Below are 15,093 nucleotides of genomic sequence, written 5' to 3'. Positions count from 1 at the left end.
ATAAAGGTAGGGATATGAACCGTTTTAAAAAATCAAAATATGTCATTATTGTTTTTGTCACTGTTCTGCTTGTCTTAGCTCTCTTAGCGACGACTTATTCAAGTACAATTGTGACAAAATTAGGAGATGGAATCTCATTGGTTGATAGGGTTGTGCAAAAACCTTTTCGGTGGTTTGATTCTGTCAAATCAGATTTGGCTCATTTGACACGAGCATATAATGAAAATGAAAGTTTGAAGAAACAGCTTTACCAGTTAGAAGTCAAATCAAATGAGGCGGAAAGTTTAAAGACGGAAAATGAACAACTGCGTCAATTGCTTGATATGAAGTCTAAATTGCAAGCCACAAAGACTTTGGCAGCAGATGTTATTATGCGTTCTCCGGTATCTTGGAAGCAGGAGTTGACCTTGGATGCAGGTAGATCAAAAGGTGCTTCTGAGAATATGTTAGTAATTGCAAACGGTGGTTTGATTGGGAGTGTTTCAAAAGTGGAGGACAACTCTACTATGGTCAACCTTCTGACAAATACGGAAAATGCTGATAAGATTTCTGTTAAAATTCAACACGGCACTACCACAATTTATGGTATTATTGTTGGCTACGACAAGGAAAATGAAGTTCTTAAAATTAGCCAATTAAATAGTAATAGCGATATTAGTTCAGGCGATAAGGTGACAACGGGTGGATTAGGAAACTTTAATGTTGCGGATATTCCTGTTGGTGAAGTGGTTGCCACAACGCATAGTACAGACTATTTGACACGAGAAGTAACTGTTAAATTGAGTGCAGATACTCATAATGTGGATGTGATAGAATTAGTGGGGAATTCATAATGAGACAGTTGAAGCAGGTTGGAGTATTTTTATTGCTTCCTTTCTTTGTTCTAATTGACGCCCATATTAGCCAGCTTCTGGGCTCATTTTTCCCCCATGTACATTTGGCTAGTCATTTTCTGTTTCTATTTCTCTTATTTGAGACGATAGAAGTATCAGAGTATCTCTATCTAGTCTATTGTTTTGTTATAGGCTTGGTTTATGATGTTTACTTTTTCCATCTAATAGGGATTGCAACTCTCTTATTTATCTTATTGGGAGCCTTCCTTCATAAATTGAATAGTGTTATTTTGTTGAATCGTTGGACAAGAATGCTAGCTATGATTGTGCTGACATTCCTGTTTGAAATGGGTAGTTATCTTTTGGCTTTTATGGTAGGGTTGACAGTAGATAGCATGTCGATTTTTATAGTCTATAGCTTGGTACCGACGATGATTTTAAATTTTTTATGGATTACTGTTTTTCAATTTATTTTTGAAAAATATTATCTATAAGAACGACATATAAATGTAACAAAGGCGTAATGTTTATTGGAATTTTTTTTGGTATACTAGTATTGTCTTAAACAGAAGGAGTATTTATTAGCCATGAAGAAAAAAATCTTAGCCTCGCTTTTATTAAGTACAGTAATGGTTTCCCAGGCAGCAGTATTGACGACTGCCCATGCAGAAACGACTGATGACAAAATTGCTGCTCAAGATAATAAAATTAGTAATTTAACAGCACAACAAGAAGAAGCACAAAAACAAGTTGATCAAATTCAGGAGCAAGTATCTGCGATTCAAGCAGAGCAATCTAACTTGCAATCTGAAAATGATAGATTACAAGCAGAATCTAAGAAACTCGAGGGTGAGATTACAGAACTTTCCAAAAACATTGTTTCTCGTAACCAATCTTTGGAAAAACAAGCTCGTAGTGCTCAAACAAATGGAGCTGCAACTAGCTATATCAATACCATTGTAAACTCAAAATCAATTACAGAAGCTATTTCACGTGTTACTGCAATGAGTGAAATCGTATCTGCGAACAACAAAATGTTAGAACAACAAAAGGCAGATAAAAAAGCTATTTCTGAAAAACAAGTAGCAAATAATGATGCTATCAATACTGTAATTGCTAATCAACAAAAATTAGCTGATGATGCTCAAGCATTGACTACGAAACAGGCAGAACTAAAGGCTGCTGAATTGAGTCTTGCTGCTGAGAAAGCGACAGCTGAAGGGGAAAAAGCAAGTCTATTAGAGCAAAAAGCAGCAGCTGAGGCAGAGGCTCGTGCAGCTGCGGCAGCAGAAGCAGCTTATAAGGCAAAACAAGTAAGTCAACAACAAACAGTTGTTGCTTCTGGAAATACGACTTTTGCAGCACAGGTTCAAGCTGTAGCTTCTTCGGAATCAACAACATATACTCCTGTGGCAGTCAAACAACGCCCAACATACAGTACAAATGCTTCAACTTATCCAATTGGTGAATGTACATGGGGAGTTAAAACATTAGCACCTTGGGCTGGAGACTATTGGGGTAATGGAGCACAGTGGGCCACAAGTGCAGCAGCAGCAGGTTTCCGTACAGGTTCAACACCTCAAGTTGGAGCAATTGCATGTTGGAACGATGGTGGATATGGTCACGTAGCGGTTGTTACAGCTGTTGAATCAACAACACGTATCCAAGTATCAGAATCAAATTATGCTGGGAATCGTACAATTGGAAATCACCGTGGATGGTTCAATCCAACAACGACTTCTGAAGGTTTTGTAACATATATTTATGCAGACTAATTATAGAGGGACTCGAATAGAGCCCTCTTTTCAGATTTTACCAGAGACAATAACTATTAAAAATCCCATCAAAATAGCTTGAAAATATCGAAAAAGTATGGTAGAATAAAAATTGTCGTATGAACGATAATACTCATTCTTGATGAATTGTGAAGCAGTTGCCCTTGGGTCGTTTTGCGAGTTGAAGTCAAGAAGAGGAAAAAACAAAAAGGAGAAATACTCATGGCAGTAATTTCAATGAAACAACTTCTTGAGGCTGGTGTACACTTTGGTCACCAAACTCGTCGCTGGAACCCTAAGATGGCTAAGTACATCTTTACTGAACGTAACGGAATCCACGTTATCGACTTGCAACAAACTGTAAAATATGCTGACCAAGCATACGACTTCATGCGTGATGCAGCAGCTAACGATGCAGTTGTATTGTTCGTTGGTACTAAGAAACAAGCAGCTGATGCAGTTGCTGAAGAAGCAGTACGTTCAGGTCAATACTTCATCAACCACCGTTGGTTGGGTGGAACTCTTACAAACTGGGGAACAATCCAAAAACGTATCGCTCGTTTGAAAGAAATCAAACGTATGGAAGAAGATGGAACTTTCGAAGTTCTTCCTAAGAAAGAAGTTGCACTTCTTAACAAACAACGTGCGCGTCTTGAAAAATTCTTGGGTGGTATCGAAGATATGCCTCGTATCCCAGATGTGATGTACGTAGTTGACCCACATAAAGAGCAAATCGCTGTTAAAGAAGCTAAAAAATTGGGAATCCCAGTTGTAGCGATGGTTGACACAAATACTGATCCAGATGATATTGATGTAATCATCCCAGCTAACGATGACGCTATCCGTGCTGTTAAATTGATCACAGCTAAATTGGCTGACGCTATCATCGAAGGACGTCAAGGTGAGGATGCAGTAGCAGTTGAAGCAGAATTTGCAGCTTCAGAAACTCAAGCAGATTCAATTGAAGAAATCGTTGAAGTTGTAGAAGGCGACAACGCTTAATTTATATAAATAGTAATTACCTAGGAGGGCGGGGCTTAGCCCGGCTCTCCTATTTTTAAAAAATATAGGAGAATCAAAATGGCAGAAATTACAGCTAAACTTGTAAAAGAGTTGCGTGAAAAATCTGGTGCCGGTGTTATGGACGCTAAAAAAGCGCTTGTAGAAACAGACGGTGACATCGAAAAAGCGATTGAATTGCTTCGTGAAAAAGGTATGGCTAAGGCAGCTAAGAAAGCTGACCGTGTTGCTGCAGAAGGTTTGACTGGTGTTTATGTTGACGGTAACATTGCAGCAGTTGTTGAAGTAAATGCTGAAACTGACTTCGTTGCGAAAAACGCTCAATTTGTTGAGTTAGTAAACGCAACAGCTAAAGCAATCGTTGAAGGAAAACCAGCTAACAACGAAGAAGCTCTTGCTTTGACAATGCCTTCAGGTGAAACTCTTGAAGCTGCATACGTATCTGCAACAGCAACTATCGGAGAAAAAATCTCATTCCGTCGCTTTGCATTGATTGAAAAAACAGACGCACAACACTTTGGAGCTTACCAACATAACGGTGGACGTATCGGTGTTATCTCTGTAATCGAAGGTGGAGACGAAGCACTTGCTAAACAAATTTCAATGCACATCGCAGCGATGAAACCAACAGTTCTTTCATACAAAGAATTGGATGAGCAATTTGTTAAAGATGAGTTGGCACAATTGAACCACGTTATCGACCAAGATAACGAAAGTCGTGCAATGGTTAACAAACCAGCTCTTCCACACTTGAAGTATGGATCAAAAGCACAATTGACTGATGAAGTGATTGCTCAAGCTGAAGCTGACATCAAAGCTGAGTTGGCTGCAGAAGGCAAACCAGAAAAAATCTGGGACAAAATTATCCCAGGTAAAATGGATCGCTTCATGCTTGACAACACTAAAGTTGACCAAGCTTATACACTTCTTGCACAAGTTTACATCATGGATGACAGCAAGACAGTTGAAGCATACCTTGAATCAGTTAACGCTTCAGTAGTTGAGTTCGCTCGCTTTGAAGTTGGTGAAGGTATTGAGAAAGCTGCAAACGACTTTGAAGCTGAAGTTGCAGCTACAATGGCAGCAGCCTTGAATAACTAATTATAGAAAGGAAGTAAATTTGCTTCCTTTTTTCTATGCAGTCGATCCTTATAGGGAGAGCTTCCTATTTTCAAGGTAAAAATAAAAAGCCCTATAATAAGGGCCAATTGTATTTAGGAGACTAAACTTCAAATTCATAGAGTGCTGTAGAGAGATAACGTTCACCGTTATCTGGTGCTAGAGCAAGGACTTTTTTACCTGTACCTAATTTTTTGGCAATCTCGATGGCTCCGTAGATAGCTGCAGCTGAGGAAATCCCTACAAGGAAGCCTTCTTTTCCACCAATTTCACGTCCGAGTGCAAGAGCATCATCTGATGTTACACGAACGATACCATCATAGGCTTTAGTATCAAGTGTATCAGGAATAAATCCAGCTGAGATACCTTGAATTTTGTGAGGACCAGGTTTTTCACCAGATAGAATAGCAGATTCATCAGCTTCCACTGCATAAACTTGAATGTTTGAATTTGCTGATTTGAGTGCATGAGAAACACCAGAAATCGTTCCACCGGTACCCACTCCAGCAACAAAGGCATCTAGTCCATCTTTACCGAAAGCAGCTAGTATTTCAGCTCCTGTTGTTCTTTCGTGTACTTCTGGATTAGCTGGATTGTCAAATTGAAGAGGAAGGAAGCCATCACGTTCAGCAGCGATTTCTTGAGCCTTAGCAATAGCACCCTTCATTCCTTCGCTACCAGGCGTAAGGACGAGTTCAGCACCATAGGCTTGGATAATCTTACGGCGTTCTACACTCATAGTTTCAGGCATAACGATGACAACTTTATACCCTTTAGCAGCCCCTACCCATGAAAGTCCAATACCAGTGTTTCCACTTGTTGCTTCAACAATAGTAGAACCAGGTTTCAGAATACCATCTTGTTCAGCTTTTTCAATCATGCTAAGGGCAATACGGTCTTTTACAGATGAACCAGGATTAAATGCTTCAAGTTTTACATAGACATCTGCAGCACCTTCTGGCACAATGTTGTTGAGTCTAACAATCGGTGTTTGACCGACTAGTTCAGTAATGTTGTTATAAATAGACATATGAATACCTCTTTGTATAAGATATTTCTAGTATAACGCTATCTATACCATTTGTAAAATATAGAAATCCTATCGAAGTGATAGGATTTTTTTATATCACAGGTCTAAGCCATTAATTTTTAAGCGATTGTGTTCAGCTAATTCTAGTAAATAGGTGTAAAGGAAAACGATATCAGGTTTCGTTTGAATTGCTTCATTTTCTAGTATATTTTGGTACGCATCTTTTTATTTTGCTAATTAAAGTAGCGGTGGAAATATCAGTGAAACACTGTATTATCTATTGTTTACACTAGGTTTACAGGAACCTCAACTTCGCGTAAACCTTGATCAGTTAAAGTGACTTTTCCATTAAAAAATTCTACCAGTGCAGCTTTAATAGTTTCTTTTTCTTCTTTATCAACATAAATCATCGTATCGACTTGATCTGTAAAGTTTGTATCCAGCTCCATGAGATTATGTTCTTTAAGAAAGTTACTGTACTCTTGGTACTGAGCATAAGACATTTGAATAGCAATGCCCGCCTGTTCCTTTATTTCAATGATGCCAATTTCTTTGACAGCTAAGGCGACACTGCCGGCGTAAGCACGAATTAGTCCTCCAGCGCCTAGTTTAATACCACCAAAGTAGCGTGTCACAACCACACAGACATTGGTGAGATTGTGATTTTCTAGTACCCCAAGCATGGGAACACCAGCAGTACCACTAGGCTCACCATCATCACTTGTACGTTTAATTTCACTACGTTCTCCAATAATAAAGGCAGAGCAGTTATGTGTCGCTTTGTAGTGTTCTTTTTTGATGGCAGTAATGAAGTCACGAGCCTCTTCTTCGCTATAAACACGCTTGGCATGGCAGATAAAGCGAGATTTTTTGATTTCTTCTTGGACTTGACCGTCCTCTTTAATTGTTCTAAATTCCATGATTTAATTGTACTAAAAAATCATCTAAAGTGCTAGTTTTTACGAATAAAGAAGTATGAAAGTAAATCCAAATTATCTCGGTCGTTTATTTACTGAGAATGAATTAACAGAAGAAGAACGTCAGTTGGCGGAGAAACTTCCAGCAATGAGAAAGGAGAAGGGGAAACTTTTCTGTCAACGTTGTAATAGTACTGTTCTAGAAGAATGGTATTTGCCCATCGGTGCTTACTATTGTCGAGAGTGCTTGCTGATGAAGCGAGTCAGAAGTGATCAAACTTTATACTATTTTCCGCAGGAGGATTTTCCGAAGCAAGATGTTCTCAAATGGCGCGGCCAATTAACTCCTTTTCAAGAGAAGGTGTCAGAGGGACTACTTCAAGCAGTAGACAAGCAAAAGCCAACCTTAGTTCATGCGGTAACAGGAGCTGGAAAGACAGAAATGATTTATCAAGTAGTGGCTAAAGTGATTAATGGAGGTGGTGCAGTGTGTTTGGCTAGTCCTCGCATAGATGTTTGTTTGGAGCTGTATAAGCGCCTGCAACAGGATTTTTCTTGCGGAATAGCTTTGCTACATGGAGAATCGGAACCTTATTTTCGAACACCACTAGTTGTTGCGACGACCCATCAGTTATTGAAGTTTTATCAAGCTTTTGATTTGCTGATAGTGGATGAAGTAGATGCTTTTCCTTATGTTGATAATCCCACGCTTTACCACGCTGTCAAGAATAGTGTAAAGGAGAATGGATTGAGAATCTTTTTAACAGCGACTTCGACCAATGAGTTAGATAAAAAGGTCCGTTTAGGAGAACTAAAAAGACTGAGTTTACCGAGACGGTTTCATGGAAATCCGTTGATTATTCCAAAACCAATTTGGTTATCGGATTTTAATCGCTACTTAGATAAGAAGTGTTTGTCGCCAAAGTTAAAGTCCTATATTGATAAGCAGAGAAAGACAGGTTATCCGTTACTTATTTTTGCTTCAGAAATTAAGAAAGGGGAGCAGTTAAAAGAAATCTTACAGGAGCAATTTCCAAATGAGAAAATTGGCTTTGTATCTTCTGTAACAGAGGATCGATTAGAGCAAGTACAAGCTTTTCGAGATGGGGAGCTGACAATACTTATCAGTACGACAATCTTGGAGCGTGGAGTTACATTCCCTTGTGTGGATGTTTTCGTAGTAGAGGCCAATCATCGTTTGTTTACCAAGTCTAGTTTGATTCAAATTGGTGGACGAGTTGGACGAAGTATGGATAGACCGACAGGAGATTTGCTTTTCTTCCATGATGGGTTAAATACTTCAATTAAGAAGGCGATTAAGGAAATTCAGATGATGAATAAGGAGGCTGGTCTATGAAGTGCTTGTTATGTGAGCAGACTATGAAGACTGTTTTAACTTTTAGTAGTCTCTTACTTCTGAAGAATGATGCCTCCTGTCTTTGTTTAGATTGTGATTCTACTTTTGAGAGGATTGGAGAAGAGCACTGTCCAAACTGTATGAAAATAGGATTGTCAACAAAGTGTCAAGATTGTCAATTTTGGTGTAAAGAAGGAGTTGAAGTCAGTCATAGAGCGATTTTTACTTACAATCAAGCTATGAAGGATTTTTTCAGTCGGTATAAGTTTGATGGAGACTTCCTTTTAAGAAAAGTGTTTGCTTCAGTTTTAAGTGAGGAGTTAAAAAAGTACAAAGAGTATCAATTTGTAGTCATTCCCCTAAGTCCTGATAGATATGTTAACAGAGGATTTAATCAGGTTGAGGGCTTGGTAGAGGCAGCAGGTTTTTCGTATCTGGATTTACTAGGGAAAAGAGAAGAGAGAGCCAGTTCTTCTAAAAATCGTTCAGAACGCTTGGGGACAGAACTTCCTTTCTTTATAAAAAGTGGAGTCACTATTCCTAAAAAAATCCTACTTATAGATGATATCTATACTACAGGAGCAACTATAAATCGTGTCAAGAAACTGTTGGAAGAAGCTGGTGCTAAGGATGTAAAAACATTTTCCCTTGTAAGATGAGGAAAAAATTTGCAAAAATAGAATGAAAGCGTTATAATAAAATCATAAAAACAAAAATGTTTAGAAAGAAGGTACTCATATGATTAAATATAGTATACGTGGTGAAAACCTAGAAGTAACAGAAGCAATTCGTGATTATGTAGTTTCTAAACTCGAAAAGATCGAAAAGTATTTTCAAGCTGAACAAGAGTTGGATGCTCGAGTTAACTTGAAGGTGTATCGTGAAAAAACTGCTAAAGTGGAAGTAACGATTCCGCTTGGCTCTATTACTCTTCGTGCAGAAGATGTATCTCAAGATATGTATGGTTCAATTGACCTTGTAACTGATAAAATTGAACGTCAGATTCGTAAAAATAAAACAAAAATCGAGCGTAAAAATAAAAATAAGGTAGCAACTGGTCAATTATTTACAGATGCTTTGGTGGAAGATTCAAATGTTGTCCAGTCTAAAGTTGTTCGTTCAAAACAAATTGATTTAAAACCAATGGATTTGGAAGAAGCAATTCTACAAATGGATTTATTGGGGCATGATTTCTTTATCTATGTGGATGTTGAAGATCAGACAACCAATGTGATTTATCGTCGTGAGGATGGTGAAATTGGTTTGTTAGAGGTTAAAGAATCTTAATTTCAATATGTGTAAAGGTAGGTTTACTGAATTGTAAACTACCTTTTTCTTATAATTGATAGAATTACTGATTACACTTTTAAAAAGTCGCTTTTTGAGGGGTATTATGGTATAATGGGTGCCAAGAGGTTTTGAATGAAAAAATTTTATGTAAGTCCAATTTTTCCTATTCTAGTAGGATTGATTGCGTTTGGAGTCTTATCCACTTTCATTATTTTTGTTAATAATAATCTGTTGACGGTTTTAATTTTGTTTCTTTTTGTAGGAGGCTATGTTTTTTTATTTAAGAAACTGAGAGTGCATTATACAAGGAGTGATGTAGAACAGATACAGTATGTAAACCACCAAGCGGAAGAAAGTTTGACAGCTCTATTGGAACAGATGCCTGTAGGTGTTATGAAATTGAATTTATCTTCTGGAGAGGTTGAGTGGTTTAATCCCTATGCTGAATTGATTTTGACCAAGGAAGATGGCGATTTTGATTTAGAAGCTGTTCAAACGATTATCAAGGCTTCAGTAGGAAATCCGTCTACTTATGCTAAGCTGGGTGAGAAGCGTTATGCTGTTCATATGGATTCTTCTTCCGGTGTTTTGTATTTTGTAGATGTATCCAGGGAGCAAGCCATAACAGATGAATTAGTAACGAGTCGACCAGTGATTGGAGTTGTGTCTGTGGATAATTATGATGATTTGGAGGATGCAACTTCTGAGTCAGATATTAGTCAAATCAATAGTTTTGTAGCTAATTTTATATCAGAGTTTTCAGAAAAATACATGATGTTTTCTCGTCGGGTAAGTATGGATCGATTTTATCTATTTACTGACTATACGGTGCTTGAGGGCTTGATGAATGATAAATTTTCTGTTATTGATGCTTTCAGAGAAGAGTCGAAACAGAGGCAGTTTCCCTTGACCTTAAGTATGGGATTTTCTTATGGCGATGGAAATCATGATGAAATAGGGAAAGTTGCTTTGCTCAACTTGAACTTGGCTGAAGTACGTGGTGGCGACCAGGTGGTTGTCAAGGAGAATGATGAAACGAAAAATCCAGTCTACTTTGGCGGTGGGTCGGCTGCGTCCATCAAGCGCACTCGTACCCGTACTCGATCAATGATGACAGCCATATCTGATAAGATTCGTAGTGTGGATCAAGTGTTTGTAGTTGGGCATAGAAATTTAGATATGGATGCTTTGGGCTCTGCTGTAGGTATGCAGTTGTTCGCCAGCAATGTGATTGAAAATAGCTATGCTCTTTATGACGAAGAACAAATGTCTCCAGATATTGAACGAGCTGTTTCATTCTTAGAAAAAGAAGGAGTTACGAAGTTGTTGTCTGTTAAGGATGCAATGGGGATGGTGACCAATCGTTCTTTGTTGATTCTTGTAGACCATTCAAAGACAGCCTTAACATTATCAAAAGATTTTTATGATTTATTTACCCAAACCATTGTTATTGACCACCATAGAAGGGATCAGGATTTCCCAGACAATGCAGTTATCACTTATATCGAAAGTGGTGCAAGCAGTGCCAGTGAGTTGGTAACGGAGTTGATTCAGTTCCAAAATTCTAAGAAAAATCGTTTGAGTCGTATGCAAGCAAGTGTCTTGATGGCTGGTATGATGCTGGATACTAAAAATTTCACCTCACGAGTGACTAGTCGGACATTTGATGTTGCTAGCTATCTCAGAACGCGCGGAAGTGATAGTATTGCTATCCAAGAAATCGCTGCGACAGATTTTGAAGAATATCGTGAGGTCAATGAACTGATTTTACAGGGGCGTAAATTAGGTTCAGATGTACTAATAGCAGAGGCTAAGGACACGAAATGCTATGATACAGTTGTTATTAGTAAGGCAGCAGATGCCATGTTAGCTATGTCAGGTATTGAAGCGAGTTTTGTTCTTGCGAAAAATACACAAGGCTTTATATCCATCTCAGCTCGGAGTCGTAGTAAACTGAATGTGCAACGGATTATGGAAGAGTTAGGCGGTGGAGGTCACTTTAATTTGGCAGCAGCTCAAATTAAAGATTTAACCTTGTCAGAAGCAGGTGAAAAACTGACAGAAATTGTATTAAATGAAATAAAGGAAAAGGAGAAAGAAGAATGAAAGTAATTTTTTTAGCAGATGTTAAAGGAAAAGGTAAAAAAGGCGAAATTAAGGAAGTACCAACAGGGTATGCGCAAAACTTTCTTATCAAAAAGAACCTAGCAAAAGAAGCGACTGCTCAAGCTGTAGGTGAACTTCGTGGTAAACAAAAATCTGAAGAGAAAGCTCACGCTGAGATGATTGCAGAAGCAAAAGCAATTAAAGCCCAACTTGAAGCAGAAGAAACGGTTGTAGAATTTGTTGAAAAAGTTGGTCCAGATGGTCGTACCTTTGGTTCTATTACCAATAAGAAGATTGCAGAAGAATTGCAAAAGCAATTTGGAATTAAGATTGATAAACGTCATATTCAAGTACAAGCTCCGATTCGAGCAGTTGGTTTGATTGATGTGCCAGTGAAAATCTATCAAGATATCACAAGTGTAATCAATCTTCGTGTGAAAGAAGGATAAGTTTACACCTTCTTGACAAGATTGTAAAAGGAAGGGAAATCTGATGGCAGAAGTAGAAGAGTTACGAGTACAACCTCAAGATATCTTAGCTGAACAATCCGTTTTGGGGGCTATCTTTATTGATGAGAGTAAGCTTGTTTTTGTGCGAGAATATATTGAGTCTCGGGACTTTTTTAAGTATGCCCATCGTTTGATTTTCCAAGCTATGGTCGATTTATCCGATCGTGGCGATGCCATAGATGCAACAACGGTTCGTACCATTCTTGATAATCAAGGCGATTTGCAGAATATTGGTGGCTTGTCTTACTTGGTTGAGATTGTCAATTCTGTGCCAACTTCTGCTAATGCGGAGTATTATGCTAAAATCGTTGCAGAAAAGGCTATGTTACGGCGATTAATCGCCAAGTTGACAGAGTCTGTCAATCAAGCTTACGAAGCGTCGCAACCAGCTGATGAAATCATTGCTCAGGCAGAAAAAGGCCTGATTGATGTCAGTGAAAATGCTAATCGAAGCGGGTTTAAGAACATTCGAGATGTGTTGAATGTCAACTTTGGAAATCTGGAAGCTCGCTCGCAACAAACGACCGATATTACAGGTATTGCGACAGGCTATCGTGATTTAGATCATATGACGACTGGTCTGCATGAAGAGGAGTTGATTATCTTAGCAGCTCGTCCGGCGGTTGGTAAGACAGCTTTTGCCTTGAATATCGCTCAGAATATTGGGACTAAGTTGGACAAAACGGTTGCTATCTTTTCGCTGGAAATGGGTGCGGAAAGTCTAGTCGATCGTATGTTAGCGGCAGAAGGGTTGGTTGAGTCGCATTCTATCCGTACAGGTCAATTGACCGATGAGGAGTGGCAAAAATATACCATTGCTCAAGGGAACCTAGCAAACGCAAGTATCTATATCGATGATACGCCAGGGATTCGAATTACAGAGATTCGTTCTCGTTCTCGTAAACTGGCTCAAGAAACGGGCAATCTAGGTTTGATTTTGATAGATTACTTGCAGCTTATCACGGGAACTGGGCGAGAAAACCGCCAACAAGAAGTTTCAGAAATTTCACGTCAGTTGAAAATCCTAGCCAAGGAACTGAAGGTTCCAGTAATCGCTCTGAGTCAGTTGTCTCGTGGTGTAGAACAACGTCAGGATAAAAGACCAGTCTTGTCTGATATTCGTGAATCTGGGTCTATCGAGCAGGACGCTGATATCGTAGCCTTTCTTTATCGCGACGATTACTATGAGCGTGGTGGTGAAGAAGAGGAAGGCATACCAAATAATAAGGTGGAAGTTATTATCGAGAAAAACCGTAGTGGAGCTCGTGGAACTGTGGAATTGATTTTCCAAAAAGAATACAATAAATTTTCAAGTATCTCAAAGAGGGAGGCATAAGATGTCAGATGCATTTACAGATGTAGCCAAGATGAAAAAAATCAAAGAGGAAATCAAGGCGCATGAGGGTCATGTAATTGAAATGACTTTGGAAAATGGGCGCAAGCGCCAAAAAAATAGATTGGGTAAGTTAATTGAAGTTTATCCATCCCTATTTATTGTGGAATTTGGGAACGTTGAAGGAGATAAACAAGCTAATGTTTACGTTGAATCCTTTACCTACTCAGATATCCTTACAGAAAAGAATTTGATTCATTATCTGGACTAAAGTGAGAGATTTTCTCACTTTTTCTTTTTTCTCCGAATAGTTTAAGTGAAGGCAATCTTCGATTTATATTATTTTTCAAGGAGGAAGAATGAAAATTTTACCGTTTATAGCAAGAGGGACAAGTTATTACTTGAAGATGTCAGTTAAAAAGCTTGTTTCTTTTTTAGTAGTAGGATTGATGCTAGCAGCGGGTGATAGTGTCTATGCCTACTCTGGAGGGAATGGATCGATTGCGCGTGGAGATGATTATCCTGCTTATTATAAAAATGGGAGCCAGGAGATTGATCAGTGGCGCATGTATTCTCGTCAGTGTACTTCTTTCGCAGCCTTTCGTTTGAGTAATGTCAATGGTTTTGAGATTCCAAGGGCTTATGGAAATGCGAATGAATGGGGGCATCGTGCTCGTCGTGAAGGCTATCGTGTAGATAATACACCGACGATTGGCTCCATTGCTTGGTCTACTGCAGGAACTTATGGGCATGTTGCCTGGGTGTCAAATGTAATGGGAGATCAGATTGAGATCGAGGAATATAACTATGGTTATACAGAAGCCTATAATAAACGAAGTATAAAAGCAAATACGATGACAGGATTTATTCATTTTAAAGATTTGGCTGGTGGCAGTGTTGGGACTAGTCAATCCTTAGCTTCAACAGGGGGCACACATTATTTTAAGACTAAGTCAGCTATCAAAAATCAACCTCTAGCTAGCGCAACTGTGATTGATTACTATTATCCTGGGGAGAAGGTTCATTATAATCAAATTCTCGAAAAAGATGGCTACAAGTGGTTGAGTTATACGGCTTATAACGGAAGTCGTCGCTATATACAGCTAGAGGGAGTGACTTCTTCACAAAATTATCAGAATCAATCAGGAAATAGCTCTAGCTATAGATCCAATAGTAGTCCAACTGTCGGTTGGAAGAAAATAAATGGTAGTTGGTATCATTTCAAATCAAATGGTTCTAAATCAACAGGCTGGCTGAAAGACGGTTCTAGCTGGTATTATTTGAAATTATCTGGTGAAATGCAGACAGGATGGTTAAAGGAAAATGGCTCGTGGTATTATCTGGATAGTTCAGGGGCAATGAAAACAGGCTGGTATCAAGTTTCTGGTAAGTGGTATTATTCTTACTCTTCAGGTGCCCTAGCTGTTAATACGACGGTGGATGGCTACAGAGTAAACAGTGATGGAGAACGAGTGTAGAAAATTGGAGTAGGAAATTTTTCCTGCTCTTTTCTGGTACGACGGGCATGTCGTGCATCTGAGGTGTAAGTCCTCGGTGGGCACCTGCTACCGGTGAACCCAATAGCGATTCCCAAGCCTGACTATCGTGAGGTAGCGGATTAAAACGGTCTGGGGATAGACCGTTTTAAGTCTGACACTGGAAATAAGAATCGTCAGAGGAAGGGATAGCGAAATCGTGGCTCTACGAACAGGAAGGTGATAGTAAGGCGTATATAGCGGATAAGGGGGCCAGAAACTCTAAAGTCCAAAAAGGTAGTCGTAACCCATATGCGTAAATCACGAGA

At 38.9% G+C, this 15,093-nt stretch carries 15 protein-coding genes and 1 pseudogene; 13 read left to right on the top strand and 3 right to left on the bottom strand.

The features are described from left to right. Positions 1 to 14: 14 nt before the first annotated feature. The 5 genes from mreC to tsf all read left to right on the top strand — a co-directional run bounded on the left by mreC (position 15) and on the right by tsf (position 4,729). Complete coding sequence (gene mreC, locus HT715_RS04830; RefSeq protein ID WP_023933021.1) at positions 15 to 833, top strand: rod shape-determining protein MreC; 819 nt, start codon at positions 15 to 17, stop codon at positions 831 to 833. After that, a complete protein-coding gene (gene mreD, locus HT715_RS04825) occupies positions 833 to 1,327 on the top strand; it encodes a rod shape-determining protein MreD (protein WP_023933023.1) in 495 nt (164 codons plus the stop codon). The genes mreC and mreD overlap by 1 nt, the downstream gene beginning before the upstream one ends. 93 nt (positions 1,328 to 1,420) lie before the next feature. After that, entirely contained in the window at positions 1,421 to 2,608 is a 1,188-nt protein-coding gene (locus HT715_RS04820; RefSeq protein ID WP_023936275.1) for a CHAP domain-containing protein, read from the top strand. A gap of 222 nt (positions 2,609 to 2,830) precedes the next feature. After that, complete coding sequence (gene rpsB, locus HT715_RS04815; protein ID WP_000268466.1) at positions 2,831 to 3,610, top strand: 30S ribosomal protein S2; 780 nt, start codon at positions 2,831 to 2,833, stop codon at positions 3,608 to 3,610. Between the two features lie 78 nt (positions 3,611 to 3,688). Next, a complete protein-coding gene (gene tsf / locus HT715_RS04810) occupies positions 3,689 to 4,729 on the top strand; it encodes a translation elongation factor Ts (protein ID WP_023936278.1) in 1,041 nt (346 codons plus the stop codon). Between the two features lie 121 nt (positions 4,730 to 4,850). Here tsf and cysK read toward each other — a convergent pair whose 3' ends face one another. From cysK to HT715_RS04800, 3 genes and pseudogenes are all read right to left on the bottom strand, one after another. Then, the gene (cysK, locus tag HT715_RS04805) at positions 4,851 to 5,777 is read right to left on the bottom strand and encodes a cysteine synthase A (RefSeq protein WP_023940641.1); all 927 of its coding nucleotides are present in this window, start codon (positions 5,775 to 5,777) and stop codon (positions 4,851 to 4,853) included. A 96-nt stretch (positions 5,778 to 5,873) separates the two neighbouring features. After that, positions 5,874 to 5,957, bottom strand: a pseudogene (locus HT715_RS11860) (PH domain-containing protein); the annotation flags it as partial. A 104-nt stretch (positions 5,958 to 6,061) separates the two neighbouring features. Continuing rightward, positions 6,062 to 6,697, bottom strand: coding sequence for a YigZ family protein (locus HT715_RS04800; protein ID WP_000395743.1), 636 nt, complete (start codon positions 6,695 to 6,697; stop codon positions 6,062 to 6,064). A 55-nt stretch (positions 6,698 to 6,752) separates the two neighbouring features. Between HT715_RS04800 and HT715_RS04795 the strand changes: the two genes are divergently transcribed. From HT715_RS04795 to cbpD, 8 genes are all read left to right on the top strand, one after another. Further along, on the top strand, positions 6,753 to 8,051 hold the full coding sequence (locus HT715_RS04795; RefSeq protein WP_138707176.1) for a DEAD/DEAH box helicase: 1,299 nt from the start codon (positions 6,753 to 6,755) through the stop codon (positions 8,049 to 8,051). Continuing rightward, complete coding sequence (locus HT715_RS04790; RefSeq protein WP_000649947.1) at positions 8,048 to 8,710, top strand: ComF family protein; 663 nt, start codon at positions 8,048 to 8,050, stop codon at positions 8,708 to 8,710. The genes HT715_RS04795 and HT715_RS04790 overlap by 4 nt, the downstream gene beginning before the upstream one ends. 79 nt (positions 8,711 to 8,789) lie before the next feature. After that, complete coding sequence (gene raiA / locus HT715_RS04785; RefSeq protein ID WP_000599099.1) at positions 8,790 to 9,338, top strand: ribosome-associated translation inhibitor RaiA; 549 nt, start codon at positions 8,790 to 8,792, stop codon at positions 9,336 to 9,338. A gap of 135 nt (positions 9,339 to 9,473) precedes the next feature. After that, positions 9,474 to 11,447, top strand: a complete 1,974-nt coding sequence (locus HT715_RS04780; RefSeq protein WP_138707177.1) for a DHH family phosphoesterase — start codon at positions 9,474 to 9,476, stop codon at positions 11,445 to 11,447. Then, a complete protein-coding gene (gene rplI / locus HT715_RS04775; protein WP_000864214.1) occupies positions 11,444 to 11,896 on the top strand; it encodes a 50S ribosomal protein L9 in 453 nt (150 codons plus the stop codon). The genes HT715_RS04780 and rplI overlap by 4 nt, the downstream gene beginning before the upstream one ends. Before the next feature lie 43 nt (positions 11,897 to 11,939). Beyond that, entirely contained in the window at positions 11,940 to 13,292 is a 1,353-nt protein-coding gene (gene dnaB, locus HT715_RS04770; RefSeq protein WP_000852490.1) for a replicative DNA helicase, read from the top strand. Position 13,293: 1 nt separating this feature from the next. Beyond that, complete coding sequence (locus tag HT715_RS04765) at positions 13,294 to 13,560, top strand: Veg family protein (protein ID WP_001278160.1); 267 nt, start codon at positions 13,294 to 13,296, stop codon at positions 13,558 to 13,560. An 88-nt stretch (positions 13,561 to 13,648) separates the two neighbouring features. After that, on the top strand, positions 13,649 to 14,767 hold the full coding sequence (gene cbpD, locus HT715_RS04760; RefSeq protein ID WP_054392556.1) for a choline binding-anchored murein hydrolase CbpD: 1,119 nt from the start codon (positions 13,649 to 13,651) through the stop codon (positions 14,765 to 14,767). Positions 14,768 to 15,093: the final 326 nt, after the last annotated feature.

This window comes from Streptococcus sp. 4155 (assembly GCF_013276695.1).
GTDB classification, from domain to species: Bacteria; Bacillota; Bacilli; order Lactobacillales; family Streptococcaceae; genus Streptococcus; species Streptococcus pseudopneumoniae.
Note: the sequence above shows the minus strand (reverse complement) of the source record. Positions and strands in the feature narration are given on the sequence as shown.

Coding starts and splice junctions, on each gene's coding strand:
- mreC (WP_023933021.1), top strand. CDS start 15: ATGAACCGTTTTAAAAAATCAAAATATGTCATTATTGTTTTTGTCACT.
- mreD (WP_023933023.1), top strand. CDS start 833: ATGAGACAGTTGAAGCAGGTTGGAGTATTTTTATTGCTTCCTTTCTTT.
- HT715_RS04820 (WP_023936275.1), top strand. CDS start 1,421: ATGAAGAAAAAAATCTTAGCCTCGCTTTTATTAAGTACAGTAATGGTT.
- rpsB (WP_000268466.1), top strand. CDS start 2,831: ATGGCAGTAATTTCAATGAAACAACTTCTTGAGGCTGGTGTACACTTT.
- tsf (WP_023936278.1), top strand. CDS start 3,689: ATGGCAGAAATTACAGCTAAACTTGTAAAAGAGTTGCGTGAAAAATCT.
- cysK (WP_023940641.1), bottom strand. CDS start 5,777: ATGTCTATTTATAACAACATTACTGAACTAGTCGGTCAAACACCGATT.
- HT715_RS04800 (WP_000395743.1), bottom strand. CDS start 6,697: ATGGAATTTAGAACAATTAAAGAGGACGGTCAAGTCCAAGAAGAAATC.
- HT715_RS04795 (WP_138707176.1), top strand. CDS start 6,753: ATGAAAGTAAATCCAAATTATCTCGGTCGTTTATTTACTGAGAATGAA.
- HT715_RS04790 (WP_000649947.1), top strand. CDS start 8,048: ATGAAGTGCTTGTTATGTGAGCAGACTATGAAGACTGTTTTAACTTTT.
- raiA (WP_000599099.1), top strand. CDS start 8,790: ATGATTAAATATAGTATACGTGGTGAAAACCTAGAAGTAACAGAAGCA.
- HT715_RS04780 (WP_138707177.1), top strand. CDS start 9,474: ATGAAAAAATTTTATGTAAGTCCAATTTTTCCTATTCTAGTAGGATTG.
- rplI (WP_000864214.1), top strand. CDS start 11,444: ATGAAAGTAATTTTTTTAGCAGATGTTAAAGGAAAAGGTAAAAAAGGC.
- dnaB (WP_000852490.1), top strand. CDS start 11,940: ATGGCAGAAGTAGAAGAGTTACGAGTACAACCTCAAGATATCTTAGCT.
- HT715_RS04765 (WP_001278160.1), top strand. CDS start 13,294: ATGTCAGATGCATTTACAGATGTAGCCAAGATGAAAAAAATCAAAGAG.
- cbpD (WP_054392556.1), top strand. CDS start 13,649: ATGAAAATTTTACCGTTTATAGCAAGAGGGACAAGTTATTACTTGAAG.